General features: G+C 39.4%; 22 protein-coding genes. 7 read left to right on the top strand and 15 right to left on the bottom strand.

The window, feature by feature from the left end; genetic code table 11:
* The first annotated feature begins 260 nt into the window (after nucleotides 1-260).
* On the top strand, nucleotides 261-458 hold the full coding sequence (locus AAEY99_RS17575; RefSeq protein ID WP_162022300.1) for a hypothetical protein: 198 nt from the start codon (nucleotides 261-263) through the stop codon (nucleotides 456-458).
* Between the two features lie 12 nt (nucleotides 459-470).
* On the opposite strand, the gene AAEY99_RS17570 is transcribed toward AAEY99_RS17575, so the two are convergent.
* Nucleotides 471-956: a GNAT family N-acetyltransferase gene (locus AAEY99_RS17570; protein ID WP_157822781.1), complete on the bottom strand. Its 486-nt coding sequence runs from the start codon at nucleotides 954-956 to the stop codon at nucleotides 471-473.
* Nucleotides 957-1,268: 312 nt separating this feature from the next.
* Here AAEY99_RS17570 and AAEY99_RS17565 point away from each other — a divergent pair, with 312 nt between their 5' ends.
* Nucleotides 1,269-1,709, top strand: a complete 441-nt coding sequence (locus AAEY99_RS17565; protein ID WP_101086135.1) for a DUF3429 domain-containing protein — start codon at nucleotides 1,269-1,271, stop codon at nucleotides 1,707-1,709.
* Nucleotides 1,710-1,788: 79 nt separating this feature from the next.
* Here the strand turns inward: AAEY99_RS17565 and AAEY99_RS17560 are convergent, their stop codons facing one another.
* Nucleotides 1,789-4,836, bottom strand: coding sequence for a transglycosylase domain-containing protein (locus tag AAEY99_RS17560; protein ID WP_351011406.1), 3,048 nt, complete (start codon nucleotides 4,834-4,836; stop codon nucleotides 1,789-1,791).
* Nucleotides 4,837-5,057: 221 nt separating this feature from the next.
* Between AAEY99_RS17560 and AAEY99_RS17555 the strand changes: the two genes are divergently transcribed.
* From AAEY99_RS17555 to AAEY99_RS17540, 4 genes are all read left to right on the top strand, one after another.
* Nucleotides 5,058-5,963: a DUF72 domain-containing protein gene (locus tag AAEY99_RS17555; protein ID WP_502959510.1), complete on the top strand. Its 906-nt coding sequence runs from the start codon at nucleotides 5,058-5,060 to the stop codon at nucleotides 5,961-5,963.
* Between the two features lie 141 nt (nucleotides 5,964-6,104).
* On the top strand, nucleotides 6,105-6,986 hold the full coding sequence (gene rluF / locus AAEY99_RS17550) for a 23S rRNA pseudouridine(2604) synthase RluF (protein WP_351011404.1): 882 nt from the start codon (nucleotides 6,105-6,107) through the stop codon (nucleotides 6,984-6,986).
* A 329-nt stretch (nucleotides 6,987-7,315) separates the two neighbouring features.
* Nucleotides 7,316-7,948 (top strand): response regulator transcription factor, encoded by a 633-nt coding sequence (locus AAEY99_RS17545; RefSeq protein WP_192115456.1) that lies wholly within the window; start codon nucleotides 7,316-7,318, stop codon nucleotides 7,946-7,948.
* A gap of 147 nt (nucleotides 7,949-8,095) precedes the next feature.
* Nucleotides 8,096-9,916: a hypothetical protein gene (locus tag AAEY99_RS17540; RefSeq protein ID WP_351011403.1), complete on the top strand. Its 1,821-nt coding sequence runs from the start codon at nucleotides 8,096-8,098 to the stop codon at nucleotides 9,914-9,916.
* A 141-nt stretch (nucleotides 9,917-10,057) separates the two neighbouring features.
* Here the strand turns inward: AAEY99_RS17540 and AAEY99_RS17535 are convergent, their stop codons facing one another.
* From AAEY99_RS17535 to AAEY99_RS17475, 13 genes are all read right to left on the bottom strand, one after another.
* Nucleotides 10,058-10,657 carry a hypothetical protein gene (locus AAEY99_RS17535; protein WP_351011401.1) on the bottom strand — a complete coding sequence of 200 codons (600 nt, stop codon included), beginning with the start codon at nucleotides 10,655-10,657 and terminating at the stop codon, nucleotides 10,058-10,060.
* A gap of 54 nt (nucleotides 10,658-10,711) precedes the next feature.
* Nucleotides 10,712-11,743 carry a hypothetical protein gene (locus tag AAEY99_RS17530; protein WP_350997746.1) on the bottom strand — a complete coding sequence of 344 codons (1,032 nt, stop codon included), beginning with the start codon at nucleotides 11,741-11,743 and terminating at the stop codon, nucleotides 10,712-10,714.
* Between the two features lie 148 nt (nucleotides 11,744-11,891).
* Nucleotides 11,892-12,368: a hypothetical protein gene (locus AAEY99_RS17525; RefSeq protein ID WP_350997749.1), complete on the bottom strand. Its 477-nt coding sequence runs from the start codon at nucleotides 12,366-12,368 to the stop codon at nucleotides 11,892-11,894.
* 199 nt (nucleotides 12,369-12,567) lie between these two features.
* The gene (locus tag AAEY99_RS17520; protein ID WP_351011400.1) at nucleotides 12,568-13,128 is read right to left on the bottom strand and encodes a hypothetical protein; all 561 of its coding nucleotides are present in this window, start codon (nucleotides 13,126-13,128) and stop codon (nucleotides 12,568-12,570) included.
* Between the two features lie 333 nt (nucleotides 13,129-13,461).
* Nucleotides 13,462-14,439, bottom strand: coding sequence for a transposase (locus AAEY99_RS17515; RefSeq protein WP_192115450.1), 978 nt, complete (start codon nucleotides 14,437-14,439; stop codon nucleotides 13,462-13,464).
* A gap of 116 nt (nucleotides 14,440-14,555) precedes the next feature.
* Nucleotides 14,556-15,533 (bottom strand): transposase, encoded by a 978-nt coding sequence (locus AAEY99_RS17510; protein ID WP_192115450.1) that lies wholly within the window; start codon nucleotides 15,531-15,533, stop codon nucleotides 14,556-14,558.
* A 78-nt stretch (nucleotides 15,534-15,611) separates the two neighbouring features.
* Nucleotides 15,612-15,980 (bottom strand): hypothetical protein, encoded by a 369-nt coding sequence (locus AAEY99_RS17505; RefSeq protein WP_351011398.1) that lies wholly within the window; start codon nucleotides 15,978-15,980, stop codon nucleotides 15,612-15,614.
* A gap of 48 nt (nucleotides 15,981-16,028) precedes the next feature.
* Nucleotides 16,029-16,631 carry a hypothetical protein gene (locus AAEY99_RS17500; protein WP_351011396.1) on the bottom strand — a complete coding sequence of 201 codons (603 nt, stop codon included), beginning with the start codon at nucleotides 16,629-16,631 and terminating at the stop codon, nucleotides 16,029-16,031.
* A 183-nt stretch (nucleotides 16,632-16,814) separates the two neighbouring features.
* Complete coding sequence (locus AAEY99_RS17495) at nucleotides 16,815-17,321, bottom strand: hypothetical protein (protein WP_182743568.1); 507 nt, start codon at nucleotides 17,319-17,321, stop codon at nucleotides 16,815-16,817.
* Nucleotides 17,322-17,365: 44 nt separating this feature from the next.
* Nucleotides 17,366-18,679, bottom strand: a complete 1,314-nt coding sequence (locus tag AAEY99_RS17490; protein ID WP_351011394.1) for a hypothetical protein — start codon at nucleotides 18,677-18,679, stop codon at nucleotides 17,366-17,368.
* 78 nt (nucleotides 18,680-18,757) lie between these two features.
* Nucleotides 18,758-20,002: a hypothetical protein gene (locus AAEY99_RS17485; RefSeq protein ID WP_351011392.1), complete on the bottom strand. Its 1,245-nt coding sequence runs from the start codon at nucleotides 20,000-20,002 to the stop codon at nucleotides 18,758-18,760.
* A 158-nt stretch (nucleotides 20,003-20,160) separates the two neighbouring features.
* Nucleotides 20,161-20,664, bottom strand: coding sequence for a hypothetical protein (locus AAEY99_RS17480; RefSeq protein ID WP_351011390.1), 504 nt, complete (start codon nucleotides 20,662-20,664; stop codon nucleotides 20,161-20,163).
* Between the two features lie 85 nt (nucleotides 20,665-20,749).
* The gene (locus AAEY99_RS17475) at nucleotides 20,750-21,430 is read right to left on the bottom strand and encodes a hypothetical protein (protein WP_351011389.1); all 681 of its coding nucleotides are present in this window, start codon (nucleotides 21,428-21,430) and stop codon (nucleotides 20,750-20,752) included.
* Nucleotides 21,431-21,706: 276 nt separating this feature from the next.
* Between AAEY99_RS17475 and AAEY99_RS17470 the strand changes: the two genes are divergently transcribed.
* The gene (locus AAEY99_RS17470; protein WP_351011387.1) at nucleotides 21,707-23,155 is read left to right on the top strand and encodes a DUF4892 domain-containing protein; all 1,449 of its coding nucleotides are present in this window, start codon (nucleotides 21,707-21,709) and stop codon (nucleotides 23,153-23,155) included.
* Nucleotides 23,156-23,256: the final 101 nt, after the last annotated feature.

Below are 23,256 nucleotides of genomic sequence, written 5' to 3'. Positions count from 1 at the left end.
TAAGCCACAACTCAATATTACGAATGCTGAGTTTGGCGCTATTGTTGTTATGGCTTAAACCGATCTCAGGTTAATTAACACGGCAGTTAAATGTGATGCTCAACACATCTTAAGCAGGTCGAGCTTTTTGCGGCAGATATCACTTGACTAAAAAAGTAAGCCTTATACAATTTAAACATGCAAATAAAAAACATGTTTAAATTTAGCCACTAGATTTCATCACAACATTACACAATCAGCTCCCATAACGAGGTATCACCATGAGTTTTTCAATTAGCGGTATTTTCAAGCCAGCCAAGCAAGCTGAACCAGTTAGCAATGTGGCACCTACAGCCCAGGACACTGCTGTAACAGACTCGAACTCTGCAACAGAAAAAGTATCTCAGGCTGAAAATACTACCAAAAAACAAGCTAATGGTGGCAGTTGTTGCGGTGGATGTGGCGGCGGCAATCATTAATCCACGAGAATATTAAACGTTACCACGTCTGAATAAACGTAAATTGTCTTTACTGATTAATTGCGGATACTGCGCTGTAACGTCGAAAAAGCCATTGGCATACGCCACTGCCACTGAGCCTTGATTCTGTTTCTCGATATAAGCAAAAACTGGGCTCGAAATAAATTGCTTTAAAAACATTTCCACTGCTTTGGTGGCAATGCCCTTGCCCCAATGTTCACGTCCAATCCAATACCCAACTAAACGCATTTGTGGGTCGGACTTTGCTGCTGCGTCGGTATTAATCCACGATAAAACATTACCCACTAAAACATCATCGATCCAAATCCCTTGCGCTATCGCCTTTTCATTAGCCAATACTTTTTGCTGCCAATGCAGGTTAAAAGCCTTACGTTTACGCGGCACAAAATCTGCCATTTTATTAGCAATAGGGTCGTTTTCAAATTCAAACAATATATCTAAATCTGCTTCAGTAATGGGATGAAGAGAAATATTCATTTCGGGTTCGCCTTTTCTATGTTGTGTCACCAAGATCATTTATATTATAGATAACCTCAGCTCTAAAAAGAGATGGGATAAATCGTTAAAAACGGGTTTAATTCAAGTCTGCAATATCAAACTTGCCATGTGTTTTGCTAACAAGGCATATTGGACGTATCAATAGCTCGCCTATTGTAAGTCGATTCAACACTGATAGCGGAAATGCCTGTTTGATGACCGTTTATTATCCATAATTGAGGTTATATATTCTCATTCATCGACACACTTGACGATGAATAACCGTATCAACATGCATTAAAGGACTACAGGATGAAAAGCATTAAAACATGGCAATGGTTGGGCTTTGCTGGCCTTTTACCTTTTATTATTCTCAGTGTATTAGCCTTCAATCATAGCCTATTAGCACCCGAACATACTATGCTAGGGTTTGTTAGCTATAGCGCAGTGATTTTAAGTTTTGTTGCCGGTACTCTGTGGGGCAAAGCGGTTATATTAACCTTAGATGACAACATCGCTAAGTTACTTATCATTAGTAATATCATCGCTCTCGCTTGTTGGATTGCACTGTTAACACCATTTGCATTATCCGCGCTTATCCTACTCGCCAGTGGTTATCTGTATCTATTGTATATTGAATTTAAAGCCAAACAATTATCAACCACCACCAGCTACCTCACATTACGCACAATATTAACCAGTGCTGCTGTAGTATGCCACATTATTGTTATGCTCAGTCTTTTTAGCGTTTAACAACATGTTAATTCGAACAAAAAGCCCATACTTTACAGCATGGGCTTTTTTGTTGATCGCAGCAAGCTGGATTCATCATTTATAAACCAGTTTGACACTGTTCTTGCTGGTTTATCATCGGTGATAAAATCGGCATCATGCCTTTAAGTACTTGTAATGGCAGTGCTGAAGTAAAGCTAAAGTCGTCGGCCTTCTCCCCTGGCACAAACGCCGTCAAGGTACCAAAGTGACGATCGCCTAAATAGAACACAAACGTTGCGGTACGGTTTATAGCGGTTGAAGACACTTTACGGCCATTACGAATTTCAGTCGCAATACGGTTATCACCAGTACCCGTTTTACCACCCATAACAACAGCCTGGCCATTGCTATCCACCAAGCTGCCTTTGAGTCTTCTCGCAGTGCCATTTTCGACCACATTTGCCAGTGCTTTTTTCAACGCTCGCGCAACTTCTTGATGCATCACCCGCGTTACTGTTTGCTTATTATTAGCCAATGTCACCTCATATGGTGTGTCCTTGGCAAACTGCAGCTCATCAATTCTCACTGTAGGGTAACGATAGCCATCATTTTGAATAATACCCATTAACTCAGCCAATGCTGCAGGTCTGTCGCCCGAGCTGCCTAAAGCTGAGCCTAATGAAGGCACCATGTATTCAAACGGATAACCCATTCTCACCCATCGCTGATGAATACTTAAAAAAGCTTCAACTTCTAACATCACTTGAATACGCACATCACGTGCATTTTGATGACGCGTTCTAAACAGCCAGCGATATACTTCTTGTAGCTGCGGCTGCGCATCCTCTAATACTTGAGTAAGACCCGTTTCTGGATAGTCATTTAAATAACGTAATACCCACAGCTCTAACGGGTGCACCCGCGCAATATAGCCTTGATCAGCCAAATTGAACTTTTCTTCGCCATACTTGTTGTACAACACATTAATTTGTTTATCAGTAAAGGTTTTTGCTGGTAAACGCCCTGCAAGAAAAATCTTTAACTCACGGGCACCATCGTAAGGTTTTAAATAACGATAAACCGCCGTTAACTTGTGCTCTTGTTGTTGAATACCATCAAATAACACCTCAAGACGTTGCTCTGGTGCAAGCTGACGATACTTGCGATAAAAACGTTTTACAAACGAACTGCCCTCACGCTTAGCAAATGCTTTTAGGTATTCTTCACGGCGCGGATCTTTGTCGTTACGCAATAGCTGCGACACACTGCCTTCACTGTTATAACTACTACTGTAATTAACAATGTCTTGCATTAAGCGCACAAAAGGCAAGTTTATTGACTCTTGCAATGCTTGATATAATGTTGGTACGCGGCTGTTTTCTTTTTTATTAAAATTGTTAAATACATGCAAACCACCACCGGTGAAGAAACGTTCTTCTGGTGAAGCCGAATATTCGCGCTGCAGTGCTGCATCTAACATTCGGGTTAAATTACGGTCACGGGTGGTAATCAAATAATCGACCACCCAGCGTGTAATATGGTCTTTACGTTCCACATCCACTTGGCGTAAATCAGCCACCGTCATTGCCGAAAAACGTTGTTGTAATTCAGCAATAATGTCTAAATATGTCGCTAATACACGTAACTTAGCCGTTGAACCTAACTCCAGCTTACTGCCTTCATTAATATCAAACGGTTGATCAATACTGTCGGTTTGAATCCGTACCCTATTGGCGCTGTCGGTACTTTCATACAAGGTAAAGCTGTACAACACTTTATCTAACTGCTGCACCGACAGTAAACGCTCACCCAGTAGTCCGATACGTTCAGCCGAACTGGGCTGAGCTAAACTACGTAAGTAATCGCTAACTTGTTGTTGCAAGTCACCGTGGAAGGTACTGTTAATTGATAAATCGTAGCGATCGAGATCAAATAAACTTAATCCCAACATACCCGCAGTACGAATACGTACCGCATTAACCCCTTTATTGTTAGCGAGGTTAGTCGTCGCTAACTTACTAGAATTAAATTGTAATGTTTGCTCAAGTGCCGACACCATCAATTGCGTTTCAATCAGACCATCACCGCCCAGTAAACGTAAATAGCTGTCTACTAACGATTCTAAATCCTCATGACCTTGGCGTAAGTAATACGACGGCCGACGCTGAGCAATCATTAAGGCCACGATTTGACGAAACACCTTGCCACGCTCAGCAGCATTTTGCTGAGTATGACGGCTCAATAGTATTTGATTAGCTTGATTAAAATCTGTTTTAAACCAGGCCCATAAGCCATCACCAATACCATGAACTTCACCAAACCCTGGCGCCGATGATAATGGCACTGTGTTGAGATAATCTTGTACGATACGTTGGCGAGCGCCAATGGTGCTTTCACCTTGTTGATACACTCGTACAATTGCCGAACCAATTTGTAATAACTTATCTTTAATACTCAAGGTTAAGCCGTGGTTAGAATGCCTAAATTTTTCAATTTGGGTGGCCAAAGTACTACCACCCGCTTTAGACATATCAGCCCCAAAAATACCCGCTACCTGACTGGCGGCTGCCAGCACAAATCGAGGCCAGTCAACCACAGGGTTGTAGTTAGCTTCTGGACTCAACATTTCACGATTTTCGATAAACAATAAGGTATTGATGATTTGATCTGGGATTTTATCTTGGTCTTGATACACTCGTTTAGGATAGGAGAAATCGAATACCGTCATGTCACGGCAATCTTTTATCATTAAGCCTGATTGGGCTTTTTCATGATACGGCGGAAAAAAACCAATATTGGTATAATCCATCAACATTGGTGAAAATGCTACTTGCTGAGTTATCTGATAATTACGCTCAATAAGACGCGCTATTTTCTGCGGTAATTGGCTATAACCATGGCGATCATCAAAAGGACCATACTTAGGATAAATCACTGCATCGCTGCGATAATCACGTACTTTATAGGTTAATTTAGTCGCATATTGATGCAAAAAATAAGATTGATAATACGATGTCCGCACCTCAAACTCGATCAGATAGGCTGTGGCTAACAATAATACGATGAATAACCAACCCGCTTTACTGCGACGAACCGGAGCCGGTTTGGCGGAAGATGTATTAGGTCGATAATTATCAAACTGACTGTCTGTATTTGGACTAGACACAAACTCTCCATCTAACGCATAAAATCACAATAACGCACCATTTAACTTTTGGTTGAGATGTTCAATACATCGCGTAACTAATTGTGATAATTTTATCAGATGGGTAAAGCCATTAGATATAGACAAAAATAACTAAATGTTGTTTTTTAGCCCATTAAAGACCTTATTAGCACAATATCGATATTTTTATATAAAACACTTACCCAAGTCTAAGGATTGTTTTGGACAATAGCACTTCAACAGCGACTATTTATCCGCCATTAAGATTAGGTTTAGCCATGTGGTCACAAAACCAATGGCAACAAACCGTCTACGGCAATAGCCAAGCACATCGGCTCGCGCGCTATGCCGAAATATTTAATACCGTTGAAGGTAACACTACTTTCTATGCCACGCCGTCGTTACAGAATGTACAAAATTGGTACGCCGCAACCCATGACGAGTTTAAATTTACCTTTAAACTGCCCAAGCACATCACTCATGAATTACAGCTACAACATGCAGGGCCGGCCCTACAACAATTCTTTAGCGTAATGGAACCGCTAATTAACCGAACCGGGGTGTGGAAAATTCAACTTCCGGCCAGTTTTGGGCCACAATCGTTGCCACAGTTAGCACAATTTTTAACTCAAGTACCACAAGGCCTAACCTATGGCGTCGAAGTACGTAATAGCGCCTTTTTTGCTAAAGGTGAAGCAGAGCAAGCATTAAACCGCTTACTCATCGACAATAACTGCAATCGTATCATTATGGATACGAGGCCTGTTTTTGCGGCCGCGCCAACCACAGCCGCAGTGATAGATGCCCACCAAAAAAAGCCTAAAGTGCCAGTACACGCCATTGCAACCGCACACAATCCTGTGGTGCGCTTTATTGGTCATCCGCAAGCGGAAGCCAATATACATTTTTTCCAAAACTGGCTTAAACAGCTGCCTTTATGGATCGCGCAAAACAAACAACCCTATTTGTTTATCCACACCCCAGACAATCACAATGCACCGCAATTAGCGGTCGATTTGTACCGTTTACTGCAACAACAGTTGGCACACAGTGCATCAGTATTGGCCGACATTAACCTATTACCTCAACAACAGCACACCACAACGCAACTGGGTTTTGATTTGTGATACTCACCTATATGACATAGGAAACCTCAACGACTGATAATAAACGTTTATCAAACAGCTCTTTGTCCGGTTATTTTATGATATTATCTGCGCCGATCCAGCCTGCCTTTGCAGTGCGTTTATGTTGATAAAGGAACCACCATGAGTGAATCTGCAACCCGTCTAAATAAGTACATTAGTGAGAGTGGTATTTGCTCACGCCGTGAAGCAGACCGCTACATTGAGCAAGGTAATGTTTTTATCAACGGTAAACGCGCCAAAATTGGTGACAGCGTCGAATTTGGCGATAAAGTCAAAGTGAATGGTCACGATATCGCCCCTCGAGACGAAGCCGATCTTGTTTTCATCGCCCTTAATAAACCAGTAGGTATTGTGAGTACCACCGAAAATACCGAACGCGATAATATTGTCGATTTTGTAAACCACAGCGAACGCGTATTTCCGATTGGTCGTTTAGACAAAGATTCACAAGGGTTAATATTTCTCACCAGCAATGGTGACTTAGTCAATAAAATTCTCCGCGCAGGCAACAATCACGACAAAGAATATGTGGTCACGGTTAATAAGCCGATCACCGAAGCATTTTTACAAGGTATGCGAGCAGGCGTGCCGATGTTAGGTGTCATCACTAAAAAATGTAAAGTTGAACAAGTTTCAACGTTCGTATTTAACATAATTCTAGTGCAAGGGCTTAATCGTCAAATTCGTCGAATGTGCGAACATTTCAACTTTGAAGTGACCAAGCTAGAACGTCAGTCAATTATGAATGTGTCGCTTAAAGGGCTGCCTGTAGGAGAGTGGCGCGATTTGGATGAGCAAGAACTCAGCACGCTAATGAAGTTAATTGAACATTCATCTTCAGAAGTCAAAAACGCGCCCAAAAAAGCCAAGAAAAAGCCGACTCAAAGTTTACGAGATAAAATTGAAGGTCCAGAGCACTTTATGCAAGGTCGAGGCGCGAAACCTAAAAAGCCGGTGGCGAATAAAGGTAAACCAAGTCATTCAAGAAAACCTAAACGTTGATCCAAAAAAACAGCATAAGTGATACACCGCTTAGGATAAGCTTACGGGTTAAAAATAATCATTTTACCGTATGCAATAGTCTTTTTATGTTGTAGGATACTGCTCTGAGCATTATTTAAACAATCAATATTGCTCAAATGTAAATAAAACATCGGTTTACAGTAAACATTGTATAATCACTCATGCTAATAGATTACACAAAATGCATTTTTTATTGATTTGATACATGCTAGTGTTGCTGCAAGTTTTCAATAAATAGCACAAACAAACATCGAAAAAGTATAAAACAACAGCAAACGGACGCTGGGTTTTTAAACAAGGAATGTGACATGTTCAGCAATAACCTTATAATCGTAGATTTCCCTGTCCATCTTCATGGACAATTTCAAAATCTCGCTAGTTTGATTGAATTTAACTTAATTCCAACCAATGCGAACTGCGCGTTATCAGAATTGTCTGCTGCATCAAATGCCGAAAATGGCAGCGCCATTATGGTTCATTATCTTGATAATCCATTACAAGAAATTGGTTACTTATCTGCTGAATTATTTAAAAGCGACTTGCACATTGCATTTTGTTCTGCTTTGAATGTAGAACTAGAAGTTATCCTTATTTCATCTGGATTTCATGGCGCCATTAGTGTCTCTGACTCTATAGCTCATCAAATACAAAGCATTAAACAAGTACAAGATGGCGACATTAGCTTTAACCCTAAAGCCGTTTCTAAATACATCCTCCAAAGAAAGCGTATTCCATCATCAGGTAATCGCGCCAAAATACTTGCCGTCACCACAAAAAAAGAACAACAAGTCTTATCACTTATACTGCATGGATTAACCAACGAAGAAATGGCCAAAGAGCTCAACATCTCTGTTAATACCGTCAAAATGCACGTACAGAATATTTATAAAAAAACCAAGATTAAAAACCGTGGCCAATTATTTGCTTTCGCTGCCGGTTAATCCTCTATCAAATACTCCAGTTAGCACTTAAAAAGTGAGCCTAACAATGTATCCAGTAAACGATACATTATTAGGCTCGCTTAATATTTCACACTCGATATTTTCATTGTTTAAAAACACTTCACCCCATAATGTAAGGACACATTAATGCACCATAAAAGCATATTAGCCATATTAATCTCTGGCACACTCTTAGTCGGTTGCGGTTCATCTGACGACGACTCTAGTATCGAAATCACGCAACCAGATTCAAGTACACCTCCCCCGATTACTACGCCGCCAGTAGCATCAGAATACACTCACCAGGTAAACGGCCTTGCGGTCTATCAAGGGGCATTATCTGGCGCAACCGTGTGTGCTGATTTAAATAAAAACTTAGTTTGTGATAGCGATGAACCTTTTACTATTACAGATGTTGACGGTAACTATCAAATAGACTGGAAGAGCGAAGTTGAAACCCCAGACTATTACTTAGTGGCTAACTGGCAAGCAGCAACAGCAACACAAGCAATCCAGGCCCGCTCTTTAGCACTTAAGGTTAAAAACCCGACTAACCGAGCAGCACCAAAAGCTATCGTTAATGATGCAGGACAAGGGACATTAATCGCAAGCCCACAATACAATGGCGCGATTAACAACCTGACTCATATTAAACAGTCTCGCATTATAGAAATGATGAATCAAAACCTGTCTGACAGTGACATTAGTCAACTATCAACCGAGTTAGACACGCTATTAGCTATTTTGTATCAATTAGATGCAAATACCCTGTACTCAGTTTCTGCTGAAATGTCAGCCACCGCGAGTTTTACCCGCATAGAATATGTCATTGCCTATTTACAACAAGTCATCGCGACTCAAATTCCAAACATAATCGCAGCAGAAAAAATACTTGCTGCGACTTATGCAGAGCTTTGGCAAATATTAAGTGATAGCGGCCTTTCTATCGAAGAGTTCTTCTCAGATGACGCCTTTACCTTAGCCATTAATATACTCTTTAGCGACTCAGCCATCGCATTAGGATTTACAGAATTACCTATCGATTCTCGTATTTTGTCACAAAATGATTGGGATGTTGTGCTAGGTAATATCATTAATGAAAGCGGTTTTGCTAACACCTTATCACTTACTTTATCTTCTGATCTAAGTGGGTTTTCTATGCAAAATGCCGACAACACAAAAGTGTTGGTCTGGGTCTCCGCTCTAACCGGCCAAGGCCTAGCATTTGAAGCACCATTAGATGAAGACGATGACGAGCTTACAGAATGTTGGCACACAACAGACAAGCGCTGGTATACAGAAGACAATGGCCCAGTGACTGAACCTAGCATTACAGGAAATACCTACAATACGGTTTATACAGGCACGAATGTTCCTATTACTATCGATATCAATAAGATCACTAACGCCAACACCAGCGACTTTTGGCAATCAGTGTTAAATACATCTCCAGAAATGTTAAAATTAGACGCATTAACCTGGCCAGATACGCTGTATAGTTTAACGGTCACTCAAGCCGATGATGTGATGTGCCGTGTAGTTGAAGATTATGAAACATATGCGCTATCAAGCTTTGTCACTGAAGAAACACTTTCTACAACAATGGTAGCCGAAGTCTTATTTGATTTTTATTTCCCGCTCGACATCATTATCGATGAAGAAAACCAAACCATTGCCTTGCTTGATAGCGATGGCAATATTGAACAACGTTATCAAATGACTAAAAGCAATAGTCCAAGTGATCAGTTATTAATTAAAGTGGCTGAAATCGTCGAAGGCACCGCACAGGAATATGTGTATCCAGACTACTTCTTATTTGATGAGCAGCGGTTGATCAGAGTTGAACTCAATGAAAAAATGCAAACGTCTGCTTCTAACAATGTGTCAGTCACCTTTGATAACAACACAGGGTTTACTCAAACGTTATACCAACACTTATATGATCAGGTTAATCCACTGGTATTTTAACCCTAGTCATATAGTCATTTGTGTCGCTTAACTTAAGGCGTTTTCACAGATAACAATAAACCCCATAAGCAAAAGCGAATGGGGTTTATTTTTGATGCTGCATTACAATTGCGCGTTAATAAATGATCACTCATATAGACTTTACTGCTCTTCTTCCGCTTGCATACGCTCAACATCTTGCTTGGTGTATCCCATCGCTTCGGTGACATAGCACATCTTCACCAGTTGGAACATTTGCACCAAACTACCCACCTGCCCGGCATGCATTTGCAAATTTAATACTGCCATCGTAGCAGCCATTTCATCACCCGGCGCGACCGTGTTAGTTAACTCAGATAAAGATTGATTCTTAGTTGCGACCTCATTAATAAGCTGATTATATTCAGTGACATTTTCAGGTGTATAACAGGTAGAGGTTTCAGGTAATTGCGCTAAAAACTGCTCATACTCTTTGACAAACAGCTTAGCTTGCACCAACGTCTGCTCGCCTAGAGCTTGTAACTCTATAACCTTACCGCTTTGAAATACTGCAGCAGCATTACCCGACGCCACGAGCTGATTAAACTCACCCATCAACGCTAATTGTTTTTCTGATATCACTTTTGCATCTTGGGCAATCGGTTTAGTTTTAGCCTCAAATGCATCAATAGCACCCTGATTACTCGCCAATGCTGCAAAGCTCACTGTCGTAATGGCGGTAGTCATGGCCACCAGCAAGCTGGCTTTTTTCATCATATTCATCGATAACATCCTGTTAGTTGAGTTTTAAATAAGTGCTTATAATAAATCCAGCGTTTAGCGTTTCAGATATGGCATTAACCAACTGTGAATCGCATAGCTGTGCTCTGTTGGTAATCTAAAAGCTAACCATTCGGCACCTAATCGAGTCACTAAATACGTATTTCGGGTAATGTTTACTACACCAATGATATCTGAACGTTTATAGGTTTTTTCGTTAAACACACCATGTTTAACAATCAAAGTATCATTATAAATTCTGAGTTTTGTCCCCGCTGCGCGGTAAAAAAATACCCAAGAAAAAAAGCCAATCAGTAACGCTGATAAAGCATATTGAACTGGCAAGGATACATAAGGCGTAAAAACGGATTCAGAAAAGAATAATATAAATATCGAAATAAAAAATGATATGCCTATGGTACTCATCGCAAACAACCAAAATCTTAATGATGTAAAAGGCATGCCGCCGATAGTTAGTTGCTGAAAGCCTGATTCATGTACTAAATCACCTGTTGGAAGTGCAGTCGGCTTATGGTCTTTTAATAACCCTTTGGTACTAAATTTGTGCCTTTTATGTTGAACAACTAATGCCAAATCGGTATCAAAGTGTTTTTCAAAAAACATCACAATATTGATCATGGTTGATACATTTCTGATAGTGATATGCCATTCAGGGAAGCTATAAAACTTAAGCGCATAATGATGCCTAACTATTTCTTGACGATCAAAAAAAGCGTTAAATTCACCGGTAATGAAACCAGACATTTCTAGTAAAGATAAACCGCTATTCGTGACTATTTCTTTATTGCTGGTAATACCAAACCAGGACTTGGTTTTCACCACCTCTTTACGTGTCGCATCAATCGTTAATCGGTTACGCTTAAACATAGGAAAGAATAAACAACTGCCGACGAGGGCTATAATGAGTGGCATGAATATCTCACCGGTATCTTGGTAGCCAAACCAACCTAAATATATAACCCCTGCGCCAAGTGACGCAAACACTATTCCAAAAATGAAATCGATGATGCCACCAGTATCTTGCAGCACAATATGCTCATCCGTCTGCTTAATAATTTTATAACTCATTAAATCCCTTTAATATTTTTTAGGCATTAAAAAAACAAAGTGACGTAGTTTAATTGATACGACTAGCCTAGGTCACTATGTCCATTATGTGCTTGTACTCGCTTAACAACAAAATGAGTCGGTTAGCGGTTTGAGCTCACATGTCTTGTTAATCTAACTGATTTATAAACGGTATGTTGCAGAAATCTGCTATTTGCTTGCCTAGAGATTGCATTCGATATAATCCCCCATACTCAAACCTTAACGGTTCAGTTTGGGTGTGCATCACGATTAATAACTCGTAAGCACGACCGCCATTACTACTTGCCCTGCGGCGTAATTGCAGCGCTGCAATATTCCTGATGGGAATAACCTGCTGAGTTAATAAATAGAGAGAGCTGATTTTGGTGGTGATTTGCTGGCTTTGAAGATCAAATGTGACTTGTCGCTTTGCAAATGTGAAATGCCACCAGAGTAGCGCAAGAGTTGAATACATGAACACCTCATCATATGTGTGTTGCGCAATATCCACCATGACAATTAAAAGCATACAAGCAAACACACAGCTAAAAAACACTCGGGTGATAATGTGTAAACGAGTCTTGGCCATAACGGCCTTTGTTGGCGATAGTGGTTTGAAAAACATGCTATAAGCCTCCGATGTATTTCATGGAAAAGCAAAATAACAATATAAAAGGTAATGGGTATAACAGCCTTAATCCAATACGAACTTGCCAAAGTGGTTGGATAAACATTGACGGTGAATCAATGGAATTTGTCTGCTTGGCATTAGCTTTATGCAAAGAGTTAGAGTTAGAGGTAGGCATATCCATGGTATAAATGCCTTAAGAGCCCGATTCAGCCAATGATGCGGCTGGCACATGAGTATCTAAAGTATGGATGTTAGGAAAGTCAGTAACTTGCTCTTTTGCTGTAATATTAAAATTTTGTGAAATAAATAACACAAGCTCAGATGTTTCTTCAAGAGTACCAATCATATAGCTGGTACCGTTTAATCTCATGCAGTATTGGCTTCTGTCATTAACATTATGCAGCAAGATTAATTCAGTTGACTGCAGTGACTCACAGTTATTTTTTTTAAAGCAATAACCTAACAATTGTAATTGCACAAAACGTTGATTAATTGCGCGGTCAAACACGAGGTAGTGTTGGCACAAACCTAATAATATTAGCGTCGGTAATAATAATGCCACCACAGCTTGATAAAAAAGTTGCTGGTTTCCATCAAGTGTTAAAGTCATTAGCACTGATGCACACAGAGGTATTAGCCCAAGAAAACAAAACGCCTTACAAAAATAATGCCTTTTAGTGGCAATGCGTAATTGCTCTGGCAGCCCTACTGGATTGATAAATTTATACTGTTTAGATAATTGCGAATACTGCATTTGTTATCCTTAACAACGATACGAAATGCCAACAATGCAAATGCCAACAATGCCAACAATGCCAACAATGCCACCCATTTTTATAATGAAATAACTTACTGCCAACAATGCTGCCAACAATGCCACCCATTTTTATAATGAAATAACTTACTGCCTTTTCACTTGAATTACGATAGCCTTTTATGACTATACAAAAACAAAAATACATCCTTTTAAACAGTAAATAAGTTTTTAAACTTGATAATCAGCTTATAGGCCAAAATGAAGGCAACACTAGCTGATTGATACCAACCAAAGTGTCAAAATACATTATAGTTTTCTCGATATTAAGCCTTAAGCACACAGCCAGCGCTGGCAATTTGAAGCGCCTTGTCGTCGCTTTCGGTCTAAATGTTCACAATAGTCAGTTAATGCAGGTAAAGCCCCTACTGCGCCTTTGAATAACGCGCCAAACTCGGTAGTAATTTTTAGCCAGTTCTCGGCAGGGATGTTGAGTCTATTAAGAATATCTTGGCTGCTTGAACTAATGGCACCGCGCTTATCTTGTCGAATAATCCTACCAGTATCTTCAACCAGTACGATGTAGTCTTTTACACTGAACATTAACCCATTAGGTATGTTTAAGCGCTCATTACCCACAAAAGGCAATAATTCTGTTGGTTGCTCACCTTTTATCGCTGAATTTATTCGACGCTGAATACTGGTATAGTCTGAGCTTTCGGGTGTGGTGGCCATTTGGGCGCGAATAGGATTTAAATCAACATAAGCCATACAAGCTAATACTGCGGCTTCATCTAATAGTGCTTGAGATTTAAAGCGTCCTTCCCAGAACCTGCCTGTGCACTTATCTTCTTTGTTGGCCATTCGGGCTATCGGCTCACTGAGTGAGCGCATAAACCAGCTAATATCGATTAAGCGTTGTCGATATTGGGTGATACTGTCATTTACCGTCATTAATTCAAATTCATTCAGGTCTTCACCTTTGACTAACTTATGTGTCAGTAAGGTACCTTTAAAGCCTTTGTGCCACTGAATCAGTACGTCTTTATCTGACCAGTTTTTTGCTTTATCTGCGTCCACTTTAATCACTACATGCAAGTGATTGCTCATGACAACATACGCACAAATATCAATGGCGAAAATTGTCGCTAATTCAATAATACGGGCATCAACCCATTCTCGTCGATGCTCAAAGTTTTCACCTGTTGAGCTATCAAAACCGCACAAAAAAGCCTTACGTACCACGCGTGAACAACAGTGATAGTAAGGTGTATCTTCTAAGCTAACGATAGTTTGTCTTGGTCTGGCCATCTTCAAATACCATTTAGGAAGGGTAAATAAAGCGTAGTTGAGTGTTTAATATTTAGCCAACAGTTTTGGGTGGCCATGTTATTAAAAATACATTATAGTTTTCTCGATATTAAGCCTTAAGCACACAGCCAGCGCTGGCAATTTGAAGCGCCTTGTCGTCGCTTTCGGTCTAAATGTTCACAATAGTCAGTTAATGCAGGTAAAGCCCCTACTGCGCCTTTGAATAACGCGCCAAACTCGGTAGTAATTTTTAGCCAGTTCTCGGCAGGGATGTTGAGTCTATTAAGAATATCTTGGCTGCTTGAACTAATGGCACCGCGCTTATCTTGTCGAATAATCCTACCAGTATCTTCAACCAGTACGATGTAGTCTTTTACACTGAACATTAACCCATTAGGTATGTTTAAGCGCTCATTACCCACAAAAGGCAATAATTCTGTTGGTTGCTCACCTTTTATCGCTGAATTTATTCGACGCTGAATACTGGTATAGTCTGAGCTTTCGGGTGTGGTGGCCATTTGGGCGCGAATAGGATTTAAATCAACATAAGCCATACAAGCTAATACTGCGGCTTCATCTAATAGTGCTTGAGATTTAAAGCGTCCTTCCCAGAACCTGCCTGTGCACTTATCTTCTTTGTTGGCCATTCGGGCTATCGGCTCACTGAGTGAGCGCATAAACCAGCTAATATCGATTAAGCGTTGTCGATATTGGGTGATACTGTCATTTACCGTCATTAATTCAAATTCATTCAGGTCTTCACCTTTGACTAACTTATGTGTCAGTAAGGTACCTTTAAAGCCTTTGTGCCACTGAATCAGTACGTCTTTATCTGACCAGTTTTTTGCTTTATCTGCGTCCACTTTAATCACTACATGCAAGTGATTGCTCATGACAACATACGCACAAATATCAATGGCGAAAATTGTCGCTAATTCAATAATACGGGCATCAACCCATTCTCGTCGATGCTCAAAGTTTTCACCTGTTGAGCTATCAAAACCGCACAAAAAAGCCTTACGTACCACGCGTGAACAACAGTGATAGTAAGGTGTATCTTCTAAGCTAACGATAGTTTGTCTTGGTCTGGCCATCTTCAAATACCATTTAGGAAGGGTAAATAAAGCGTAGTTGAGTGTTTAATATTTAGCCAACAGTTTTGGGTGGCCATGTTATTTTTGTGCATTAAAGGAAAACAAATCACCATTATCTGACTTAACAGATATTGCGCCTGACATTTTAAATGGAGGATAACGATTTGCATGAGTTGCTATTGAGGGATTATCATTGGGTTCTTGTTCGCGGATTAGCTCAAAACGGGATTGAGAAGCATCTAAAGGATAATCATCTAACTCATCAAGAATGCCATCTCCATCTTCATCTTTATTTCTCCACTTGACGAGAAAGTCGGCATATTCATTTGACATAGGCGCGGCGGAAATCAGCTTGCCATTCTGGTCTTGTTTTACCGGCTCATTACAACCTGTAACGCCTAAAGTAGCAGTTAACAACATCGCTAACCAAATTGCATTATTCTTCATTGAATCGATTGCCTTATAAGTCCATTTATTTTGCTTTTCCTGTTACGGTTAACACCTTTTTATTTCGATAAATACAAACCCACTAAGTATAATAAAAACAGCCCCAACAATACCTTCAATGGCGTAGGATAAGCAAAAGTAATCTCGGGCGAGTGTTTGTCGTTTGTATTCAATTATTTCTGGCAATGCAAACAGATTTGCTCTTGATATATTTATCTTTTCACCGGTATTAAGCGTGAGTCGTGCATGAGTATAAATATCAGCTTTCGATATTTGTCTATACCATTTCCCAGGGGTTTCACGTTTATAACTAAATCGGTAGCGCTGAATATGAATAGCGCTTATACGGCTCAGACGGATATAACTTTGTGTTGTAGATTTGCAAAATACCTCAGGAAGCGCCAAAGCCTCTTTGGTTAAACTCGTCACCAACCCTGATTTATAGTTAACCCAACAATGGAATATCAAGACAACGGCTATGCAGATTAATGTTACTGGCAAAATAGCATCTGGGGATGCCTGTAACACAAACATCAATAGCAAAGGTACACCAATTAAACTGGTTAACAACAATAGCCAAGTTAACATTGAAAAAGGCGAAATGAGGATCCGAGAGACAAATGTAACTTTATGACGTTCATCTAATTTCATTTCGAGTGTCGTATTACTTTTAAAAATACTAAAACTCTGTTTAATCCACGGCATTAATAAGGGCTCTACTTTAAAACAATCATTAACATCAGAAACTAATACGTCACTGAACATTGTTAAAATAAAACCAACAGTCAACTGACTGCTGGTTTTCATCTACAAGTGGTAATTTATAAAGCAATACTAAAAGGGTAAATCATCATAAAAATACCATTGGCCATCATCTTCAAATAGTATGCATCTTGTGCCACCTGTACGACTTTGCCCATTTGGCTTTATAAAATTATAACTGTAGTTAATTGTTATAACACGTGTGGTATTGGGGTAATTTCCTTTTAAGTTTGCACTCGGCTCCATAAAGCCTGACGATTCTGGATCAAACATCATAAAATCTATTAGCTCTCCTCCACCGGAAGCTCTTTTATAACCGCCTAAACTAAGCTCAATCAACTTCCGAGCTCTTTTTCCATCCTGCCATTGTTGCATCATAGGGTGATACCCTTTGATAATTTCATCTATTTTTTCATCACGAATATCCCGCATTACTTGATCACAACGCGGCTTTAACTCACTGACCTCTTTAGGTAAACTGGCCTCGCTGGCTGATACGGAAAATACCAGCATTGAGCTACATGCAATAGTTGAAAATTGATAACAGCGACTTTTTACCCATTTAATGAACATCATCATTTATCCCTAATTGATTTAATAGTTACACTTTTCACCAGTCTGAATTATTTAATTAAAACGGTATCCAGTTTCCAGCTGTTATTTTCGTAAACCCACTCCAGTTGTTGAGCACTGTCAGCGTCTTTTAACATTAAACGTTTTCCGTTAACTTCAACTTTCCCTTTAAATTCATCTAATAGCATATTGTAAGCGGCTACATCTTTGTCGCTACTTTTTGACGGTGAATAACGTATTGCTTTACTGTACTTTTTTATCGCTGCTGAAAGTATTTTTTGCTTTGAGTCATCACGATTCAAAATATCTGTCATCACACCGGCTCTAAACTGAGCTGAAAACATGGCTAATTGCTCAGGCGTGCCAGACTCAATGGTGTGCAACAATCTAAACCAATTTGCCATCAACCTAGCGGAATCGTCAGGCTTAGGGTTGTTAATATCGCCTTTTGATATCACTACGTTGTTTACCTGCTCAGGTAACGATAATGCTTGGCTTAATGACTCATTAATCATGCTGACAAGTTTTTTTATATCCGCATCGGTGGTCGACAAAAACGGGGCGATTAACGACTGCACTTCCCCTGTAAATATCGTTTTATCCTTGAACCCTTTGGTGAGATTTGTCAGTTGATCGAAAAACGTTGGGTTAGTCAGTGAAATTTTATCTGTCATTGCCTCATAGTCAGCAAAAGCGTCCTGCTGGCGGGTTTTCGCCCCTAAAATATTTTTAAAACTTTTTTGCGGTGCCAATATTGCCAGCCATTGTTTAATCACATCGCGGGTATGAGGTGGCTTTTCATTAATAGCACCAATATTGGGTGGAGTGATATATCCTGCCTCAATAGCAGCATTAACAATCGCCTTTGACCTTTCACCAAAAACAGCTCTAACATCGGCATAGCGAAGATAATCAAGATAGTCAGCCTGCTGCACAACCAAAGCGTTCAACTCTTTATCCATCCCTTGCTGTTGGATCTCTTTCGCGACATAGGTGTATTGTTGCAAGTCGCAACCAGCACAACTTCTAAACGCTAATGTATTGCTGTGACTAAAATAAATACTGGATTGATTAGGAAACAAATGACTTTCAAACACAATATAACTGGTGCCCTCTTTGGTATAAGTCATAGTCAGATCGGCTTTATGCTTTTGAGGACAGCCAGGCAATTCAATATTGTTTTTTGTAAACGCGGTAAGATTGTTTAAATCCATCGTCTTACGTGAATGCAGAGTATTATAGTAAGTCAATTGGTACTGCAATGTGGAGTCCAATTCACCTTGTACTTCAAAATCAATATTACAACTGGCATATACATTGGCAGTGCTTAAGCCGCACAATGCCAGTAATCCTATCGTTTTCATTTTTAGCTCATCCTTAAGTCATGTATTTAACACTAACTCTGTCGTGTTCTGACAACGTTAATGATGCTGCTTTTGCTGTTAAATCAAATAACGAATATACAGCGAGTACAAGCCAAAGCCTGTCATACCTAGTAGCGCTATAGCCATCGGTATGAGTATGTAAAAACGCCATACCGCTGCTATTTTTGGGATTTGCGTCAACGTTGCACTGTAGCCGAGTTGAGACAGTGCAATAACAAATTTATTACTATCAAATGTTTGCCCAGCTAACGTAATGCTTTCACCGTGACTGACATCAATGTTTACTCTAAATACAAAAGGTCGCCTGTATTGCCTAAGGGTACTGTCACCATCGCCAGCTTTATACCAATTCCACTCAATATTAATTGATTTAATCGCAGACTTTTCTATCTGTCTAACTTGCTTGTCCTCAAAATACACTCTTGGAATAACAAGTGAATTCTCGCTGATAACAATCTCATTAGGATTCGATATCCCCTGTGTATAATGCTTATCGCAAATGAGCTTTCGCCTTACAGCAGACACAGCTACCCCAAATAATGCAACCACTATGGCCGCTACGATATTATGGCTGGAATAAAGGATAAACAGGGCGGCCATAAAACTAATATAACTTGAAGCCCAGACTTGATGAAAGTATTGCCGAGGTAAAGGCAGCATAAACAGTGTGACGGGGTATTGTAATTTTATCGGGTCGTTAAATAGCTTAATCCCAATAAAGGCTTTTACGGTATCTTGGTCGAGCGGAACTGAACTAAAGGTTGGCCAATCTTTACGGCTAACGCTATCAAATTGACCGACAACATTAATCCCCTGCGACATTAACTCTTTTCGACATTGTTGCACCAATGTGGGCAACTTATGTTGCTTCACTTTTAACAATATCGATATCGATATCGGTTCAGGAAATGGAGCTTGTTGACTCTCTTTAACATGCAAAATCACTTTATAAGTATTATGCACTTCTTTTAACTCAATATTTTTTATTATTGAGTAATCAACATCTTGTTGTTGAAGGGAATAAATGGATTTCCTCCCTAACTTGAAACCATGGAACTGTATTAACACATTGCGTGAGGCATCAAAACACCATCGACATTGATAACTAAACGCTACCAACATCGACAATATACTGAGCATTAAACGCCCGACAGTTTCAGCCGAAAAAGAAAAGACACTTACCGCCAACACCACATAAATCAGATTAAAGCATATAAAAATCCACTTTATTTTTTCAACGGCTGACACGATTGTAAATGATGACGCTGTAATCAATAACGTCCCTGTTAACTTGTTAAACATCCTGTTCCTTAATCGAATTTACACTTTTTAAGATTATTGTTAGTGTCTACCAACTATATAAAGAGCCTCGTTATCGACTATTTTTAGCCATATAATTCTATTACGTCATTAACATGCCGATAATGAACAAAAAGGATAAGCAGGTACCATATAATGGCCTACAATAACGAAATAATTTTCCACTGGTTTTGTAAATAGGCTAGTTTACAGTATCCACTCGCTTGACGAGGTTTGTTGGTTTTCGGTGAAACAGTATCAAAACGATATCCTACCCATACCTCAAGATCATGTCCACGCATCTGCGCAGATTGACGAACAAAATTATTGTTAGCGTTTTTAGCATCTTCAAACGCAAACTCGCGTCCTTCATCAATTCGGTAATTATCGATACCCAAATATGACTTGTTATAATATTTATCATGTAAGTCGGCTAAATGCATTTTTACTTGTTCATCTGTTGCTGGTATCTCAGCAAATATTGTTCTGAATAACTTTACATCTTGATTGATTACGACATTAACTGATTTTTTACACAAGGAATGCGGTTCAGATAAGTTAATTTTCTTTGCGGCTGCCATCCACTGAGCTTGCTCATCTTCAGTCGCTCCCATTGACGCTGTCGAGATAAATAGTAATAAAATAATAGCGATTAATTTGTACATGAAAACATCCTTTTAATTTACGCTTTGGCTTTACTAACGCTTAAAAACTCACAATCAATCATGTATATAATCAATTGAATATACACTACAAAAAATAGTGTTTCACTAGCATGCCTGTGACAACGACATTGACTAAAACAGGGAATATTACGGCTATAATATTAGGCAAAAAAGCCCATGACCAATTGCCGTGCAGCGTTGTTAATGGGTAGTCGAAAAAACACAGCATGTAAACAATGTGTTTAAGCGGGAAATACATCGCATTAAGGGTAATGAATTCACCGCTTTTTAGCTTAATATCACACGCGGTAATATGATTACGCACATGTAAACGATGCATTTGTGATTTATATTTTACCGTGATGCGCTCAATGTTACCGCGTTGTAACTCCAACTGCCCCACAGGCTTATTAATTATTGCATTAGCAGGAATGGCAATACGCTGCTGGCTTACATAGCACCGTAATGTCCCGCTAATACCGTAACGTCGCCTAACCAGCCAATAACGTCCTATTAAGTAGACAGGTAATAATCCCACGTTGATTAATACTAATGCACGAGCAAACTCAGTATTTGGGAAGTTAAGAGGTAACACAGCCAAACCGACCATCAAAATAAGCAATAACAACGAAACGCCCAAAGACAGAGGGTAACCTATATTAGCGACATATAAACCCACGTCACTTTGCGCGTTAAAGTTACGCATCCCTTTTATGTACAGGTTATAAAACCAAGATTTATCATCTAACTCTATTATTTTGGCCATAATGATTATTAGTGAGCAATATCCTTATTAATGTACTCAAATTTTATCACCATCAACAGAATGTCCACCAATAAACCTGTTACCTTTTCCTAATAAAATATTACTCACCACTTAAATACATCCTTAAGGATGGAGCAAAAAACAAAAGGCACTAAAAGTGATAGGTATATAGTCATCATATTACAAATTGTTTTACACCTTATTGATGTTTGAATATCTTATGATCACTTAATGTTATTTCACAAAATATTGGATACCACACAACAGGGAGTTGATATGTTAAAATCCGCGCTAATGTCATTGGCAATCATCATTTCGGCGATGCCAGCGATGAATGCCTATTCGGCAACATCACAAGAATTATTTTCTGAGCCTAAAGAGGTAAAAGAAACAAAAAATGAATTAAGGCACTTCACGCCTGTGCAATTGATCACGGCAATTGACGATAAAAATATTCAATCAAAAGAAGTGAAAGGAAAACTAACTAGAACCAACTATGAGCTACCGCCGTCTTATACACCTGCTCATTTAATCAATAACTATAAAAATCAGCTAAAAGCGCTAAATGCCGAGATCATTTTTGAATGCGAGCAAGCAAGTTGTGGTAGTGAGGAGAAATTAGGCAAATTTATAAAACCGCTATATACAATTTCAAAAAGTTCACCCTCGTTAATTACTGCTTATATCACCCTTCCTAAAAAACAAGTACATGTGTCCATATATGCGGCTGGCTGGCAGCGCGCCACCAACGTAGAGATCGATATTATAGAAGTAATCGATGAACCATTAGATTTGGTGACCACTAACCAGAGCTATTTATCACAAGAGGTGAGTGAAATAGCAGTAACAGACAATAGCAAAAAAGATGAAAAAAACTCTGCCGATCATCCAATGTTAACTCGTATACCTGGTGCTTATATTGATGAATATACCACCCATAGTTTTGGACAAATCGCCGTATTAATAGGTAAAAACGGCAAGAAATTTGAGACTAAGATGTTAGACGGAAAAATAACCGATATTGGCTATAACTTACCTCGAACTTATTCTGAATACGAGATTAATGCTAATTACCAAAACGCGTTAACTAGGCTTGGCTTTAAGGAAGTTTATGCTTGTACAGGTGAGCTATGTGGTCGAAAAACAGAAATGTATAACGCTTTAAAATTACTCATGTCCAATGGTCGTGATGACAGTCAATTTTATCGATTGTATAAGTTAGATCGGCCCGAGGGAAATGTTTACGTTATGGTGTATGTGATTGGCTTTGTTGGCAATCTCGCTGCTGAAATCAGAATCATTGAAGAAACCACGTTAAACAATAACCGTGTGGGTATTGATTTGCAGGGCTTAACCGATGAGATAGCTAAAACGGGCCATGTGGCACTAGACGGTTTGTTGTTTAAATATGATAGCGATGAATTACTGCCAGAAGCTTATGCGATTGTTGAAGTGGTAGCTCAATACTTACAAACACACCCTAAGCAGCTTTTTTATGTGGTAGGACACTCAGACGATCAAGGCTCACAAGCTTATAACCAAACCTTGTCAGAAAAACGCGCGACTGCAATTAAAACCCGTTTGATTAAACAGTTCTCTATTTCTGCACAACAAGTTGAAGCCAAAGGGGTTGGTGAGTACTCGCCTATTGCCAATAATCTTGATGAAGCGGGCCAGAAACAAAACCGCCGCGTTGAGTTAGTGATACGTTCAGATAATAAATAACCTCTGCTACAGATAATAGATAATTATCTCACTGGAGAAGTAATCATAGAAAGGCAGCCTAGGCTACCTTTCTATTCACTAAGAATATTTTACTTACCAGA

The sequence above is a fragment of the Shewanella sp. S1-58-MNA-CIBAN-0166 genome (assembly GCF_040310085.1).
Lineage (GTDB): Bacteria > Pseudomonadota > Gammaproteobacteria > Enterobacterales > Shewanellaceae > Shewanella.
This window is presented reverse-complemented; position numbering and strand designations above follow the sequence as displayed.

Coding starts and splice junctions, on each gene's coding strand:
- AAEY99_RS17575 (WP_162022300.1), top strand. CDS start 261: ATGAGTTTTTCAATTAGCGGTATTTTCAAGCCAGCCAAGCAAGCTGAA.
- AAEY99_RS17570 (WP_157822781.1), bottom strand. CDS start 956: ATGAATATTTCTCTTCATCCCATTACTGAAGCAGATTTAGATATATTG.
- AAEY99_RS17565 (WP_101086135.1), top strand. CDS start 1,269: ATGAAAAGCATTAAAACATGGCAATGGTTGGGCTTTGCTGGCCTTTTA.
- rluF (WP_351011404.1), top strand. CDS start 6,105: ATGAGTGAATCTGCAACCCGTCTAAATAAGTACATTAGTGAGAGTGGT.
- AAEY99_RS17545 (WP_192115456.1), top strand. CDS start 7,316: ATGTTCAGCAATAACCTTATAATCGTAGATTTCCCTGTCCATCTTCAT.
- AAEY99_RS17540 (WP_351011403.1), top strand. CDS start 8,096: ATGCACCATAAAAGCATATTAGCCATATTAATCTCTGGCACACTCTTA.
- AAEY99_RS17535 (WP_351011401.1), bottom strand. CDS start 10,657: ATGAATATGATGAAAAAAGCCAGCTTGCTGGTGGCCATGACTACCGCC.
- AAEY99_RS17530 (WP_350997746.1), bottom strand. CDS start 11,743: ATGAGTTATAAAATTATTAAGCAGACGGATGAGCATATTGTGCTGCAA.
- AAEY99_RS17525 (WP_350997749.1), bottom strand. CDS start 12,368: ATGTTTTTCAAACCACTATCGCCAACAAAGGCCGTTATGGCCAAGACT.
- AAEY99_RS17520 (WP_351011400.1), bottom strand. CDS start 13,128: ATGCAGTATTCGCAATTATCTAAACAGTATAAATTTATCAATCCAGTA.
- AAEY99_RS17515 (WP_192115450.1), bottom strand. CDS start 14,439: ATGGCCAGACCAAGACAAACTATCGTTAGCTTAGAAGATACACCTTAC.
- AAEY99_RS17510 (WP_192115450.1), bottom strand. CDS start 15,533: ATGGCCAGACCAAGACAAACTATCGTTAGCTTAGAAGATACACCTTAC.
- AAEY99_RS17505 (WP_351011398.1), bottom strand. CDS start 15,980: ATGAAGAATAATGCAATTTGGTTAGCGATGTTGTTAACTGCTACTTTA.
- AAEY99_RS17500 (WP_351011396.1), bottom strand. CDS start 16,631: ATGAAATTAGATGAACGTCATAAAGTTACATTTGTCTCTCGGATCCTC.
- AAEY99_RS17495 (WP_182743568.1), bottom strand. CDS start 17,321: ATGATGATGTTCATTAAATGGGTAAAAAGTCGCTGTTATCAATTTTCA.
- AAEY99_RS17490 (WP_351011394.1), bottom strand. CDS start 18,679: ATGAAAACGATAGGATTACTGGCATTGTGCGGCTTAAGCACTGCCAAT.
- AAEY99_RS17485 (WP_351011392.1), bottom strand. CDS start 20,002: ATGTTTAACAAGTTAACAGGGACGTTATTGATTACAGCGTCATCATTT.
- AAEY99_RS17480 (WP_351011390.1), bottom strand. CDS start 20,664: ATGTACAAATTAATCGCTATTATTTTATTACTATTTATCTCGACAGCG.
- AAEY99_RS17475 (WP_351011389.1), bottom strand. CDS start 21,430: ATGGCCAAAATAATAGAGTTAGATGATAAATCTTGGTTTTATAACCTG.
- AAEY99_RS17470 (WP_351011387.1), top strand. CDS start 21,707: ATGTTAAAATCCGCGCTAATGTCATTGGCAATCATCATTTCGGCGATG.